13 protein-coding genes are annotated in these 12,291 nt (G+C 72.5%); 9 read left to right on the top strand and 4 right to left on the bottom strand.

Translation table 11 applies throughout. The features are described 5' to 3' along the window. Window positions 1–68: 68 nt before the first annotated feature. Window positions 69–494, bottom strand: a complete 426-nt coding sequence (locus ACIGA3_RS05630) for a DUF4186 domain-containing protein (RefSeq protein WP_399710887.1) — start codon at window positions 492–494, stop codon at window positions 69–71. Between the two features lie 59 nt (window positions 495–553). Here ACIGA3_RS05630 and ACIGA3_RS05625 point away from each other — a divergent pair, with 59 nt between their 5' ends. Then, on the top strand, window positions 554–1,219 hold the full coding sequence (locus tag ACIGA3_RS05625) for an HD family hydrolase (protein ID WP_399710885.1): 666 nt from the start codon (window positions 554–556) through the stop codon (window positions 1,217–1,219). Between the two features lie 36 nt (window positions 1,220–1,255). Here the strand turns inward: ACIGA3_RS05625 and ACIGA3_RS05620 are convergent, their stop codons facing one another. Next, window positions 1,256–2,350, bottom strand: a complete 1,095-nt coding sequence (locus ACIGA3_RS05620) for a mechanosensitive ion channel family protein (protein ID WP_399710884.1) — start codon at window positions 2,348–2,350, stop codon at window positions 1,256–1,258. 361 nt (window positions 2,351–2,711) lie between these two features. Here ACIGA3_RS05620 and ACIGA3_RS05615 point away from each other — a divergent pair, with 361 nt between their 5' ends. Continuing rightward, window positions 2,712–3,035, top strand: coding sequence for a hypothetical protein (locus ACIGA3_RS05615; protein ID WP_399710882.1), 324 nt, complete (start codon window positions 2,712–2,714; stop codon window positions 3,033–3,035). 69 nt (window positions 3,036–3,104) lie between these two features. Then, window positions 3,105–3,446, top strand: coding sequence for a hypothetical protein (locus ACIGA3_RS05610; RefSeq protein WP_399710880.1), 342 nt, complete (start codon window positions 3,105–3,107; stop codon window positions 3,444–3,446). An 84-nt stretch (window positions 3,447–3,530) separates the two neighbouring features. Here the strand turns inward: ACIGA3_RS05610 and ACIGA3_RS05605 are convergent, their stop codons facing one another. Further along, window positions 3,531–4,295 carry a crotonase/enoyl-CoA hydratase family protein gene (locus ACIGA3_RS05605; protein ID WP_399710878.1) on the bottom strand — a complete coding sequence of 255 codons (765 nt, stop codon included), beginning with the start codon at window positions 4,293–4,295 and terminating at the stop codon, window positions 3,531–3,533. A 104-nt stretch (window positions 4,296–4,399) separates the two neighbouring features. On the opposite strand from ACIGA3_RS05605, the gene ACIGA3_RS05600 reads away from it, so the two are divergent. The 5 genes from ACIGA3_RS05600 to ACIGA3_RS05580 all read left to right on the top strand — a co-directional run bounded on the left by ACIGA3_RS05600 (window position 4,400) and on the right by ACIGA3_RS05580 (window position 10,738). Then, a complete protein-coding gene (locus ACIGA3_RS05600; protein WP_399712424.1) occupies window positions 4,400–6,280 on the top strand; it encodes an ABC transporter ATP-binding protein in 1,881 nt (626 codons plus the stop codon). A gap of 159 nt (window positions 6,281–6,439) precedes the next feature. Beyond that, window positions 6,440–7,213, top strand: a complete 774-nt coding sequence (locus tag ACIGA3_RS05595; RefSeq protein ID WP_399712421.1) for a LytR/AlgR family response regulator transcription factor — start codon at window positions 6,440–6,442, stop codon at window positions 7,211–7,213. Window positions 7,214–7,340: 127 nt separating this feature from the next. Continuing rightward, on the top strand, window positions 7,341–7,685 hold the full coding sequence (locus tag ACIGA3_RS05590) for a hypothetical protein (RefSeq protein WP_399710876.1): 345 nt from the start codon (window positions 7,341–7,343) through the stop codon (window positions 7,683–7,685). Continuing rightward, entirely contained in the window at window positions 7,682–9,385 is a 1,704-nt protein-coding gene (locus ACIGA3_RS05585) for a cation acetate symporter (protein WP_399710875.1), read from the top strand. The genes ACIGA3_RS05590 and ACIGA3_RS05585 overlap by 4 nt, the downstream gene beginning before the upstream one ends. A gap of 156 nt (window positions 9,386–9,541) precedes the next feature. Continuing rightward, the gene (locus tag ACIGA3_RS05580; protein WP_399710873.1) at window positions 9,542–10,738 is read left to right on the top strand and encodes a sensor histidine kinase; all 1,197 of its coding nucleotides are present in this window, start codon (window positions 9,542–9,544) and stop codon (window positions 10,736–10,738) included. Window positions 10,739–10,741: 3 nt separating this feature from the next. On the opposite strand, the gene ACIGA3_RS05575 is transcribed toward ACIGA3_RS05580, so the two are convergent. Beyond that, entirely contained in the window at window positions 10,742–10,915 is a 174-nt protein-coding gene (locus tag ACIGA3_RS05575) for a hypothetical protein (protein ID WP_399710871.1), read from the bottom strand. A 183-nt stretch (window positions 10,916–11,098) separates the two neighbouring features. Here ACIGA3_RS05575 and ACIGA3_RS05570 point away from each other — a divergent pair, with 183 nt between their 5' ends. Next, a complete protein-coding gene (locus ACIGA3_RS05570; RefSeq protein ID WP_399710869.1) occupies window positions 11,099–12,283 on the top strand; it encodes a hypothetical protein in 1,185 nt (394 codons plus the stop codon). Window positions 12,284–12,291 lie beyond the last annotated feature (8 nt).

Raw genomic sequence — 12,291 nt, 5'->3', positions numbered from 1 at the left:
GCAACATTGCTCGACATCAAGATATCTCGTGACCGGGTCCGGTTCGACAGGGGTCCGGGGCTGACCACTCAGCGGGCGCTGCCGGTCATCTCGCGCTCGATCCAGCGGCAGATCACGTCCACGACGTACACATGCTCGGCGCGGGTCAGGTCCCGGTCCTTGGGGATGCCGTGGCAGCGCAGCAGACAGGTGCGGCAGCAGGTGCCGGTGGCGTGCTGGGCGACGAAGACCGGATGGCCCCGGTACGGGGTCTGCTTGCCGTCCTTGTGCGGCCGGGCCGGGGCGAGCCGCCCCGCGATCAGGTCGTACGCGTGCCATCTGATCGTGGCCGGACCCTTCAGCTCGGCCGTGACCCGGTCCCGTCCGCGCAGGTGGAACTTCGCCCGGAACGGCTGCCGGGTGATCGAGTCGAGCCGCGCGTCCAGCGCGGCGCGGGACGGCGGCGTGAAGGGCTCGGGGTCGGGGGCGGGACCGGGATCGCGGGAAGAAGTCATACTATTTCGAGCTTAGCCCGGTGGCATGAGCCGCCGGGCGCGCGTGCCACGATGAGCCGATGAGTGATGAACGCCGGAACCTGCTCGTGGACGAGACGCCCCTGCCCGACGGCATCGAGGAGCGGCTGCGGGCGCAGCTCACCTTCCTGGTGGAGGTGGACCAGCTCAAGACCGTGCTGCGTCAGTCGCCCCTCGCGGCGGCGGACCGCCGGGAGAACGACGCCGAGCACTCGTGGCATCTGGCCATGATGGTCGCGGTCCTCGCCGAGCACTCCGACGAGCCCATCGACGTGGGCCACACCATCGAGCTGGTGCTGCTGCACGATTTGGTGGAGATCTACGCCGGTGACACCCCGCTGTACGACAGCGCGGGCGGCGCCGGTCAGCAGGAGCGGGAGGCGGTGGCGGCCGACGAGCTCTTCCGGCTGCTCCCGGACGACCAGGCCCGGCGGATGCGGGACCTGTGGGACGAGTTCGAGGAGCGTGTCACCCCCGAGGCCCGGTTCGCCAAGGCCATGGACCGGCTCCAGCCGCTCCTGCTCAACTGGATGGCCCGCGGCGGTACTTGGCGTACCCCCGGCGTCACCGCCGATGACGTACGGGCCCGCAAGGCGGTGATCGGAGACGCCTCCGCGTCCCTGTGGACGGCGGGCCGGTACCTCATCGACGAGGGCGAGCGGCGCGGCTGGTCGCGGAGCGCGGCGTCCGAGGACCGAGGGGCCTGATGGCGACGCCCGGCCCAGCGGGCGCCGCCATCTCGCTCACTGGTCGGCCAGGGTCGGGCCCGTGGGCATGTCCTCGGCGGTGCGCTGCTGCGGTATCAGTACCGAGCCCTGCTGGAGGGCGACCGTGCGGGTCGGGGCCGGGATACGGATGCCCTCCTCGCGGTAGCGGCGGTGCAGGCGCTTGATGAACTCGTGCTTGATCCGGAACTGGTCGCTGAACTCGCCGACGCCCAGGATGATCGTGAACCCGATCCGCGAGTCGCCGAAGGTGTGGAAGCGGATCGCCGCCTCGTGCTCCGGGACGGCGCCGGTGATCTCGGTCATGATCTCGTCGACCACCTCGGCCGTCACCTTCTCGACGTGCTCCAGGTCCGAGTCGTAGCTCACCCCCGCCTGCACCAGCACCGTCAACTCCTGCTCGGGGCGGGTGAAGTTGGTCATGTTGGTCTTGGCGAGCTGGCCGTTGGGGATGACCACCAGGTTGTTGGAGAGCTGACGCACGGTCGTCTGGCGCCAGTTGATGTCGACGACATACCCCTCCTCGCCGCTGCTCAGCCGGATGTAGTCACCGGGCTGCACGGTCTTGGAGGCGAGGATGTGGATGCCCGCGAAGAGGTTGGCCAGCGTGTCCTGGAGTGCCAGCGCGACCGCCAGACCGCCGACACCGAGGGCGGTGAGGAGCGGGGCGATCGAGATGCCGAGCGTCTGGAGCACCACCAGGAACCCGATGGCCAGCACCAGTACGCGGGTGATGTTGACGAAGATGGTCGCCGAGCCCGCCACGCCCGAGCGGGACTGGGTGACGCTCTGCACCAGGCCCGCGATCACCCGGGCCGCCGACAGGGTCACCACGAAGATCAGCCAGACCTGGAGGGACTGGTTGACGTGGTGCTGCACGGTACGGGTCAGCGGCAGCACGGCCGCGCCCGCCGAGATACCGCCCGCTATCGCCGCCCACGGTACGACGGAACGCAATGCGTCCACGATGACGTCGTCACCGCTCCAGCGGGTCCGCTTGGCGTGCTTGGCCAGCCAGCGCAGCACTGTGCGGGACAGGAAGGCCAGCACCAGACCGGCGGCCAGCGCGATGCCGGCGAGGACCAGGTCGTCCAGGGTCACGCCACGGTTCATCGGTCACCTCCACCAGGACGCCCCGCGGCGGCCGAGGACGCCGATGCCGGCCGGATGTGATGTTGCGTCACGTTGTCACCTGTTCGCTGTCCGGGATGGGCGAACGTGCTCACTGTACGAAGGTTCGATGAAGGGCACGTGTGGTCATCCTGCCGTATCCGCAGGGCAGTTCGTACCGTCCGAGGATGTACGGACAGTGACCGGTCGTCCGGTGTTCCGTCGGTCGTCCCGACGTTCGCGGAGTCGGGGTCCGGCGCCCCTGAAGTGCCGCGCGGACACTCGACGCGGCGATTCGCTTTTCTGGACTTATCGTCCTTTACACTTTCGCTCGTCACTCAGCGTGAGGATAAATATGAGAAGCGTGACTCAAACGCTGCGCAGCCCGCGGCGTCCCTTCGTGCTCGGCGCCGTGCTCACCATCGCGCTCGTCGTGCAGTCCGCCGTCATCGTCGAACAGCACCTGCAGATCCAGGGTCTGCAGACGCAGACCGTCGACTTCCAGAAGGACATGGAGCCGGGTCCGCCCGGCCCCTCCGGTCCGCCCGGTCCCACCGGCCCCGCCGGTCCCATCGGCCCGGCCGGGAAGGACGGGACGGACGGTGCGGACGGCGCGGCCGGGCCCGCCGGGAAGGACGGCAAGGACGGGAAGGACGGCAAGGACGCCGTCGCCCCTCCGGCGAGCTAGCGCTACCCCCGCGGTCACCCCCGTGAACCGTCGTCCGTCGTGCTTCACCGTCACACAGTGTGAGGATCAATGAGAAGCGTCAAAGAGGTGCTGCGCGGGTCGCGGCGCCGCATGGCGGTCGGCGCGGCGCTGACCGTCGTACTGATCGGGCAGGCGGTCCTGCTCGTCGCCCACCAACAGCAGCTCGACGAGATGCAGATGCAGCGCGTCAGTCTCGAGGACGGCGGCACCGGCACGCACCAGGGCCCGCCCGGCCCGCCCGGCCCCTCCGGCCCGTCCGGCGACGCCGGTCCCCTCGGCCCCACGGGTCGGCCGGGGGAGGACGGGGACGACGGCGACGACGGCAGACGGGGCCCCTGGGGGCGGCGGGGTCACGACGGCAGGGACGGACGGGTCATCGTCTACAAGTGACGGTCCTGCGGGGGCGGTCGGCCGTACGAGGGTGAGTGCGACCCTCGTGCGGCCGACGGTTGCAGGCGTGTACCCGCCGCGAGTTCACGCCTCCCCGAACATGCCGTGCCGCCCCGCACCCCCGGCGAACCGGGCCGCCCCCTCCGACGCCTCGGCCAACACGCCCGTACCGTGCCGGAGTTCACCCCGCATCGCCTCCTCCTCGGGCAGTCCCTCCTGGTCGAGCACGGAGGCCCGGTCGGACCGGAGGCAGTCCTGCGGGAAGCGGGCGATCGTCGCCGCCAGCTCCTCCGCCTCGGCGCGGGCGCGGCCCGTGGGGACGACGCGGTCCGCGAGACCGATGGCATGCGCCTCGGCGGCCGGGACCGGCCGGCCGGTGAGGATCATGTCCATCGCCCGGCCGGTCCCGATCAGCCGGGGCAGCCGTACCGTGCCGCCGTCGATCAGCGGTACGCCCCAGCGGCGGCAGAACACGCCGAACACCGCGTCCTCCTCCGCCACCCGTAGATCGCACCACAGGGCCAGCTCCAGACCGCCCGCCACGGCATGCCCGGCCACGGCCGCGATCACCGGCTTGGACAGCCGCATCCGGGTCGGCCCCATCGGGCCGTCGCCGTCCGGCGCGACCCGGTTGCCGCGCCCGGTGCCGATCGCCTTCAGGTCGGCGCCCGCGCAGAACGTGCCGCCCTCGCCCCACAGCACCGCCACGCGCGCAAGGTCGTCCGCCTCGAACGCCCGGAAAGCGGCGGCCAGTTCGGTCGCCGTCGGGCCGTCGACCGCGTTGCGCGCCGCCGGGCGTGACAGGACGACCGTCGTGACATGATCCTTCGTCTCCACCCGAACCGGCACCCTGACTCCTCCTCGCCGAGCTGCTGGAAGGGTCACTGTGCCGCACGCGGCCCCCGAGCGGTTGACCTCGACCAAACTTGAGGTCTTACGTTGGGCTCATGAGCATGGAAACCACCGCCTGGACGCAGCTGCACAGCGTGATGACCGCGCAGCAGCAGCGCCGGCCCCTCGCCCGCGCCACGCTGCGCCGCATCGCCGCCTTCGCCCGACCGCACCGGGCGGGCATCACCCGGTTCGTCCTGCTCGGCATCGTCACCGCCCTGCTCGCCGTGGCCACCCCGGTACTCGCCGGACGCGTCGTCGACGCCATCGTGGCGGGCCACGACTCCGGCCGGGTGGTCAGGCTCTCGCTGCTCATCGCGGTCGTCGCGCTGGCGGAGGCCGGGCTCGGCGTCTTCGTGCGGCGGCTGTCGGCGACTCTGGGAGAGGGGCTCATCCTCGATCTGCGCACCGCCGTCTTCGACCACGTCCAGCGGATGCCCGTCGCCTTCTTCACCCGCACCCGCACCGGCGCCCTGGTCAGCCGCCTCAACAACGACGTCATCGGCGCCCAGCGGGCCTTCGCCTCCACCCTGTCCGGCGTGGTCACCAACGTGGTCACCCTGCTGCTCACCCTCGCCGTCATGCTCACCCTGTCCTGGCAGATCACCCTGCTCGCCCTGGTCCTGCTGCCGGTGTTCGTGCTGCCCGCCCGCCGGATGGGCCGCCGCATGGCCCGGATGCAGCGGGAGGCGGCCGAGCTGAACGCGGCCATGGGCACCCGGATGACGGAACGCTTCTCCGCGCCCGGCGCCACCCTCGTCAAGCTGTTCGGCCGCCCGGAGGAGGAGTCGGCCCAGTTCGCCGCCCGCGCCCGCGAGGTCCGCGACATCGGCGTGCGCACCGCCACCGCCCAGTCGGTGTTCATCACCGCCCTCACCCTGGTCTCCGCCCTCGCGCTCGCCCTCGTCTACGGCCTCGGCGGCTGGTTCGCGCTGCGCGGCACCCTGGAGGCCGGCGCCGTCGTCTCCCTCGCCCTGCTGCTCACCCGGCTCTACGCCCCGCTCACCTCGCTCGCCGGGGCACGGGTGGAGGTGATGAGCGCCCTGGTCAGCTTCGAGCGGGTCTTCGAGGTGCTGGACCTGGAGCCGCTCATCGCCGAGAAACCCGACGCGGTCGCGGTGCCGGACGGCCCGGTCGCCATCGAGTTCGACGACGTGCGCTTCGCCTACCCGGCCGCCGACAAGGTCTCCCTCGCCTCGCTGGAGGAGGTCGCCGCACTCGACGTACGCGGCGGCGCCGAAGTCCTGCACGGGGTCTCCTTCCGCGCCGCCCCCGGCGAGACCGTCGCCCTGGTCGGCTCCTCCGGCGCCGGCAAGTCCACCATCGCCCAGCTGCTGCCCCGGCTGTACGACGCCGACGGCGGCGCCGTACGCGTCGGCGGGATCGACGTACGGGACCTGAGCACCGCCTCGCTGCGCGCCACCGTCGGCATGGTCACCCAGGACGGCCACCTCTTCCACGACACCGTCCGCGCCAACCTGCTCCTCGCCCGCCCCGACGCCGCCGACGACGAACTGTGGGCCGCGCTCGGCCGGGCCCGGCTGGCCGAGGTCGTACGGTCCCTGCCGGACGGGCTCGACACGGTCGTCGGCGAGCGCGGCTACCGGCTCTCCGGCGGCGAACGCCAGCGCATGACCATCGCCCGGCTGCTGCTGGCCCGCCAGCGCGTCGTCATCCTCGACGAGGCCACCGCGCACCTCGACAACACCTCCGAGGCGGCCGTCCAGGAGGCCCTGGCCGAGGCGCTCCAGGACCGCACCGCCGTCGTCATCGCCCACCGGCTCTCCACCGTCCGCGCCGCCGACCAGATCCTCGTCGTGGAGGCCGGCCGGATCGTGGAACGCGGCACCCACGACCAACTCCTCGCGGCCGGGGGGCGGTACGCCGAGCTGTACCGGACCCAGTTCGCCGGACGGGACGACGAGACGGTGCCGGCGGCCTGAGCGGTCTTGGTGAATCGGTGCGCCGCCGTGCTGGACGCCGCCCGTGACAGGGCCCACGATTCCTCCCACGGGCACGGGAGAGAGGGATCGTCGGGGATGAGCGGGACGGGGCGGACGCGGCCGACGGAGACGGCGGCACAAGACGGTAGCCGCGAGGGCCTGTTGCGGGTCCTCGCGGTGGACGACGAGGAACCCGCGCTCGAAGAGCTGCTGTACCTGCTCGACCAGGACCCCAGGGTCGGCAGCGTGCTGCCCGCGCTGGAGGCCACCGAGGCGCTGCGCACCCTCAGCCGGGCGGTCGAGGGCGGCGCGGACGCCGTCGACGTCGTCTTCCTCGACGTCAGCATGCCGGGTCTCAACGGCCTCGAACTGGCCCGCCTGCTCGGCGGGTTCGCCGCACCGCCGCTCATCGTCTTCGTCACCGCCCATGAGGACTTCGCCGTCCGCGCCTTCGACCTCAAGGCCGTCGACTACCTCCTCAAGCCGCTGCGCAAGGAGCGGTTCGCCGAGGCCGTGCGCCGGGTGGCCGAGCTGACCCACGCCGGCCAGGGCCCCCGCGCCCAGCCGGCCGCACCGCCCACCGGCGGCCAAGTCCCGGTGGAACTCGGCGGGGTGACCCGGTTCGTGCCCGTCGCCGACATCGTCTACGCCGAGGCGCACGGCGACTACGCCCGGCTGCACACCCGGCGCGGCAGCCACCTGGTGCGCGTACCGCTGTCCACACTGGAGGAGCAGTGGCGGACGCACGGGTTCGTCCGCATCCACCGCAGTCATCTCGTCGCACTCGCCCGGATCGAGGAACTACGCCTGGACGGCGGCAACCTGACCGTCCGGGTCGGCGACCGCGTCCTCCCCGTCAGCCGCCGCAACGCCCGTGAACTGCGCGACCTGCTGGCCCGCCGCGCCACCGGCACCGCGGCCCGCGCCCGGTGAGCGGCCGGGGTCCGGCGGCGCACTGTGGCGACCCTGTGCCGAACCCCGTCAGGGCCCTGTCTCACCACAGGAGCGCTGCGTACACTCGCCGCAACAAGGTGATCACCGGCGGCACGGGGGGTGCGTCATGGGTGCGGAACCCGCACCGCGCCGGGAGGTGGTCACCGGAGCCCCCGGCACCGGCCGCCCCGCCCGCACCGGCACCGCGCATCCGCGGAATCCCGGGCACGACGACGCCGTCGTGAAGAAACTGATGCGACGTCAGATACGGATCGGTCTCGGCGCGTGCTCCCTGCTCGCCCTTCCCCTCGGACTGCTCCCCGTGGTGTTCCGGCTCCTGCCGCCCGGTGACACCAGTCAGGGCGCCGCCTGGCTGCTGCTGGGTGTCGCGCCCTACCCCGTCCTGCTCGCCACCGGCGCCTGGTACGTCCGCCGTGCCGAGCGCAACGAGGGTGACGTGACCGGGCGTTGAACCAGACCTACGGAATAGCCGGGGTGTCCGCCGTGGTGCTCGCCACGGCACTGGTCGGCGCGCTCGGCCTGCGCGTCTCCCGGACCACCTCCGACTTCTACGTGGCCTCCCGCACCGTCGCCCCCCGGCTCAACGCCTTCGCGGTGAGCGGCGAGTACCTGTCCGCCGCCTCCTTCCTCGGCATCGCCGGACTGCTGCTCGCCCAGGGCGTCGACATGCTCTGGTTCCCCATCGGCTACACCGCGGGATTCCTCGTCCTGCTGGCCTTCGTCGCCGCCCCGCTGCGCCGCTCCGGTGCCTACACGTTGCCCGACTTCGCCGAAGCCCGGCTGGAGTCGCGGGCCGTGCGCCGGATCGCCGGGGTGCTCGTGGTCGGCGTCGGCTGGCTCTATCTGCTGCCCCAGCTGCGCGGCGCCGGCCTCACCCTGCGGCTGCTCACCGGCGCGCCCGGCTGGCTCGGCGGACTGGTCGTCGCCGCCGTGGTGACCGCCGCCGTCGCCGCCGGGGGCATGCGCAGCATCACCTTCGTCCAGGCGTTCCAGTACTGGCTGAAACTCACCGCCCTGCTGGTGCCCGTGGTGTTCCTGCTCGCCGCCTGGCACGCCGACCGCGCCCCGCTGCCCGCCTGGGACGAGCGGCCCGTCTTCCACCGCGCCACCGAGGTCCGCGTCGACCGGCCGGTGACCGTCACCGTGCACGAACCCGTACGTGTCACCGCCTCCGGCAGCGTCGACGGACACCCGCTGCGCGAGGCCGCCCTCGTCCTCACCGAGGGCCGTCACCACATCGGCGCGCACACCGAACTCCGCTTCCCCTCCGGCGCCCGAGTACCGCTGCCCGACCGGGCGACAGGCTTCGCCTCGAACCGGTCGGAACCCCTCGCCCCGAGCCGCGGGGAACACGGCCTGTACGCCACCTACGGGCTGATCCTCGCCACCTTCCTCGGCACCATGGGCCTGCCCCACGTCGTCGTCCGCTTCTACACCAACCCCGACGGCCGCGCCGCCCGCCGCACCACCGTCATCGTGCTCGGCCTGCTCGGCGCGTTCTACCTGCTGATGCCTCTGTACGGCTCGCTGGCCCGGCTGTACGCCCCCGACCTGCTGCTCACCGGCGACACCGACGCCGCCGTCCTCGTCCTGCCGCAACGCCTGATCGGCGGGGTCGGCGGCGATCTGCTCGGCGCGCTGGTCGCGGGCGGGGCCTGCGCGGCCTTCCTCTCCACCGCCTCCGGGCTCACCATGTCCGTCGCCGGGGTGCTCGCGCAGGACGTGCTCCCGGCGCTGGGGCTCAGGCACTTCCGGCTCGCCGTCGTACCGGCCATCGCCGTGCCCACCGCCGTGGGCACGGTGGTCGGCGGGCTGCCGGTGGCCGACGCGGTCGGGCTGGCGTTCGCCGTGTCCGCGTCCTCCTTCTGTCCGTTGCTGATCCTCGGCATCTGGTGGCGCGGACTGACCCCGCCCGGCGCGATCGCCGGACTGATCCTCGGCGGCGGCTCGGCGCTCACCGCCGTCACCGCGACCATCGCCGGCGGCGCCCGCTCCGGCTGGACGCACACCCTGCTGGCCTGGCCCGCCGTGTGGTCGGTGCCCGTCGGCTTCGCGGCGATGGTGCTGACCTCGCTCGCCACCCGGCGCCGCGTCCCGCCCGGCACGGCGGCCACGATGGCCCGGCTGCACCTGCCGGAGCGGCGGGCGTGAGCAGCCGGTGCGGAGTGGGCCTCGAGTGTGCCGCGTGGCCGGCGTGCGGCATGCTCACGCCGGTGCTCGGCGATCGCGCCGGTCAACCGTCACCGGGCCCGGCCGCACGGCCCCTACACCGGTCATGAGAAGCCGAAACGAAGCAGGGAGTGAGAGTTGAGCGTGCTCGGGGTGCTGCTGCTTGCCGTCGCGGGGCTCGCGCTGTTCGTGCTCGGGGCCGCGCTCGGGCATGTCGCCCTCCGCCGCCAGCAGGCGAATCCGGCCGGCCCCGGCACCCCCGTCGAACAGGCCACCTTCCACACCCTGCACACCGCCTCGCTCGCCGCGCCCCCGCTGCGCGCGGGCCTCAACCCGGACACCGCCCGCAAAGCGGCGCGGCGGCTGCGGCCGCTGCTCGGCACCGGCGCGCTGGCCCTCACCGACGAGGAGTCCGTCCTCGCCTGGGACGGCGCGGGCGACCACCACCGCGCCCAGATCGCCGAACGGCTGCCCGCCGTGGTGCGCGGCGGCCGGACCCAGAGCGTGGAACTGGTCTGCGCCCATGCCGACTGTCCCGTCCGGCAGGGGGTGCTCGCCCCGCTGACCGTGGACGGCCGGGTCACCGGCGTGCTCGCCGCCTTCGGCGACGGCGAGTCCGGGGTGCTGCTCCGGGCCGCCGAGGAGGTCGCCCGCTGGGTCTCCGTCCAGCTCGAACTGGTCGACCTGGACCGGGCCCGCTCCAGCGTGATCGAGGCCGAGATCCGCGCCCTGCGCGCCCAGATCTCCCCCCACTTCATCTACAACTCCCTGGCGAGCATCGCCTCGTTCGTCCGCACCGACCCCGAGCGGGCCCGTGAACTCCTGCTGGAATTCGCGGACTTCACCCGCTACTCGTTCCGCCGGGGCGGCGACTTCACCACGCTGGCCGAAGAGCTGCGCTCCATCGAGCAGTACCTCGAACTCGCCCGCGCCCGCTTCGGCCGCCGTCTCGCCGTCACCCTGCGGATCGCGCCCGAGGTGCTGCCGGTGACCCTGCCGTTCCTGTGTCTGCAACCGCTCGTGGAGAACGCGCTCAAACACGGTCTGGAGGAGTCCGCGGAGCGCGGCCGCATCACGATCATCGCGGAGGACGAGGGCACCGAGGCCCGCGTCGTCATCGAGGACGACGGCGTCGGCATGGAACCCGACCGGCTCCGCGCCCTGCTGCGCGGCACCGCCGGACCCGACACCGGCATCGGCCTGAGCAACGTCGACCGCAGGCTGCGGCAGGTGTACGGGGACCCGTACGGTCTGGTCATCGAGACCGGCGTGGGTGCCGGCACGAAGATCACCGTACGGGTCCCGAAGTTCCGCCCCGGCTCGCGCCAGGGATGAGCGTCAGGTCCAGCGGCCGTTGGGCTGCTTGCGCTCCTGCTGCTGATGCCGGCCCGGCTGCTGGTCCTTCGCCTGCCGGGCGGCGGCCTCGGGGATCTGCGTGTGGTAGTAGAGCTGCTTGCCCTGCCCCCGTGCGCCCAGGCCGTGATGCCCCTTCACCGGAGAGTTCTTACGCATGACTCGACTCCTTGCTCGCATCAGGTCTGCGTGTCCAGGGAGATGTCCAGGGAGATCCGGTCACCGGCGTACGACGGCGCCCGTTTCGTTACGGTTCATGGTATGTCCGCTCCGCCATTCGGGCGACCGGGCCGGGGCCTGTTTCGAGGTGCGGGCGCGGGGGCGCGGTGCGACGCTGACTTGGTGCATACCTCTGAGCTGACTCCTGAGATCCGTGCCGCTCTGAGCGAGCCGAGGCCGTACCCCGCCATCACCCTGGTGATGCCGACCGACCCGGACTTCCCCTTCAGTGAGAAGAGCCGCATCCTGCTGCGCGACCTCGTCACCGAGGCCAAGCGCCGGCTGGCGGACGACCCGGACGTCTCGCGGGAGACCCGGCTGGAGCTGCGGGACCACATGCTGGACACCTCGGTGATCGAGCAGGTGGCCGACCCCTTCCACCCCGACGACGCCATGGTGGTCTACGTGGCCGCCGACGAGCCGGTCCAGGTCTGGCAGATGACCTCCCTCGCGCCGGTGCGCCCGCGCGTGGAGTTCGCCGACCAGTTCCTGACGCGGTATCTGGAAGCCGCCGAGCAGCGGTCCCGGCCGTTCCTCGTGCTCGTCCTCGACCAGGAGATGTGCCGCCTCTACCACGGTTCGGTGCGGCGCCTGGACGAGGTGGAACACCACGGCTTCCCGAGCGCGCCGGAGATCCCGTCGCCGGAGGACGCGTTGCCCGGCGCGATCCCGCACTCCGCCCCGTACGAGGGGCACAAGGCGCGCGTCGAGCAGTACCTGCGCATGGTCGACAAGCGTCTCGGTGACGCCGTCGGGGAGCACGACGGCGATTTGCCGCTGTTCGTCATCGGCGGCGACAAGATCCTCGCGGCGTTCAAGGCCGTCACCACGCACGGCAACATGATCGCGGGCACCCTGCCGTTGACCGGGATGGACAAGGACCGGGCGAAGGACCTGATGAAGCGGCTGGAGCCGGTCCTCGCCGAGTTCCGCGAGAAGCAGGTGGCGGAGGCCGTCGACGAACTGGGCGAGGCGCGCGGGCTCGGCAAGTACGCGGGCGGGCCTCTGGAGGTCTGGACGGCCGTCGCGGACAAGCGGGTGGCGCGGCTGCTCGTGGAGGAGGGGCTGGACCTCGCGGGCCGGATCACCGAGGACGGCCGGGTGCTGGAGCTGGTCGAGGTGCCCGAGCCGGTCACGCTGCCCGACCCCAGGCCGGACGTCGAGCCGCCGCCGCACACCATCGGCGTGGCCACCGACATCATCGAGCAACTCGTCGACCGGGCCATCGACGCCGACTCCCAGATCCTGTTCGTGCCCGACGGCACCCTCGCCGAGGCCGGCGGAGTGGCGGCGCTGCTGCGGTACTGACCGCCCTG

This window comes from Streptomyces sp. NPDC085596, assembly GCF_044541565.1.
Taxonomy (GTDB): domain Bacteria; phylum Actinomycetota; class Actinomycetes; order Streptomycetales; family Streptomycetaceae; genus Streptomyces.
This window is presented reverse-complemented; position numbering and strand designations above follow the sequence as displayed.

Excerpts from the sequence above, each read along its gene's own strand:
- ACIGA3_RS05630 (WP_399710887.1), bottom strand. The coding sequence starts at position 494 with ATGACTTCTTCCCGCGATCCCGGTCCCGCCCCCGACCCCGAGCCCTTC.
- ACIGA3_RS05625 (WP_399710885.1), top strand. The coding sequence starts at position 554 with ATGAGTGATGAACGCCGGAACCTGCTCGTGGACGAGACGCCCCTGCCC.
- ACIGA3_RS05620 (WP_399710884.1), bottom strand. The coding sequence starts at position 2,350 with ATGAACCGTGGCGTGACCCTGGACGACCTGGTCCTCGCCGGCATCGCG.
- ACIGA3_RS05610 (WP_399710880.1), top strand. The coding sequence starts at position 3,105 with ATGAGAAGCGTCAAAGAGGTGCTGCGCGGGTCGCGGCGCCGCATGGCG.
- ACIGA3_RS05600 (WP_399712424.1), top strand. The coding sequence starts at position 4,400 with ATGGAAACCACCGCCTGGACGCAGCTGCACAGCGTGATGACCGCGCAG.
- ACIGA3_RS05590 (WP_399710876.1), top strand. The coding sequence starts at position 7,341 with ATGGGTGCGGAACCCGCACCGCGCCGGGAGGTGGTCACCGGAGCCCCC.
- ACIGA3_RS05575 (WP_399710871.1), bottom strand. The coding sequence starts at position 10,915 with ATGCGTAAGAACTCTCCGGTGAAGGGGCATCACGGCCTGGGCGCACGG.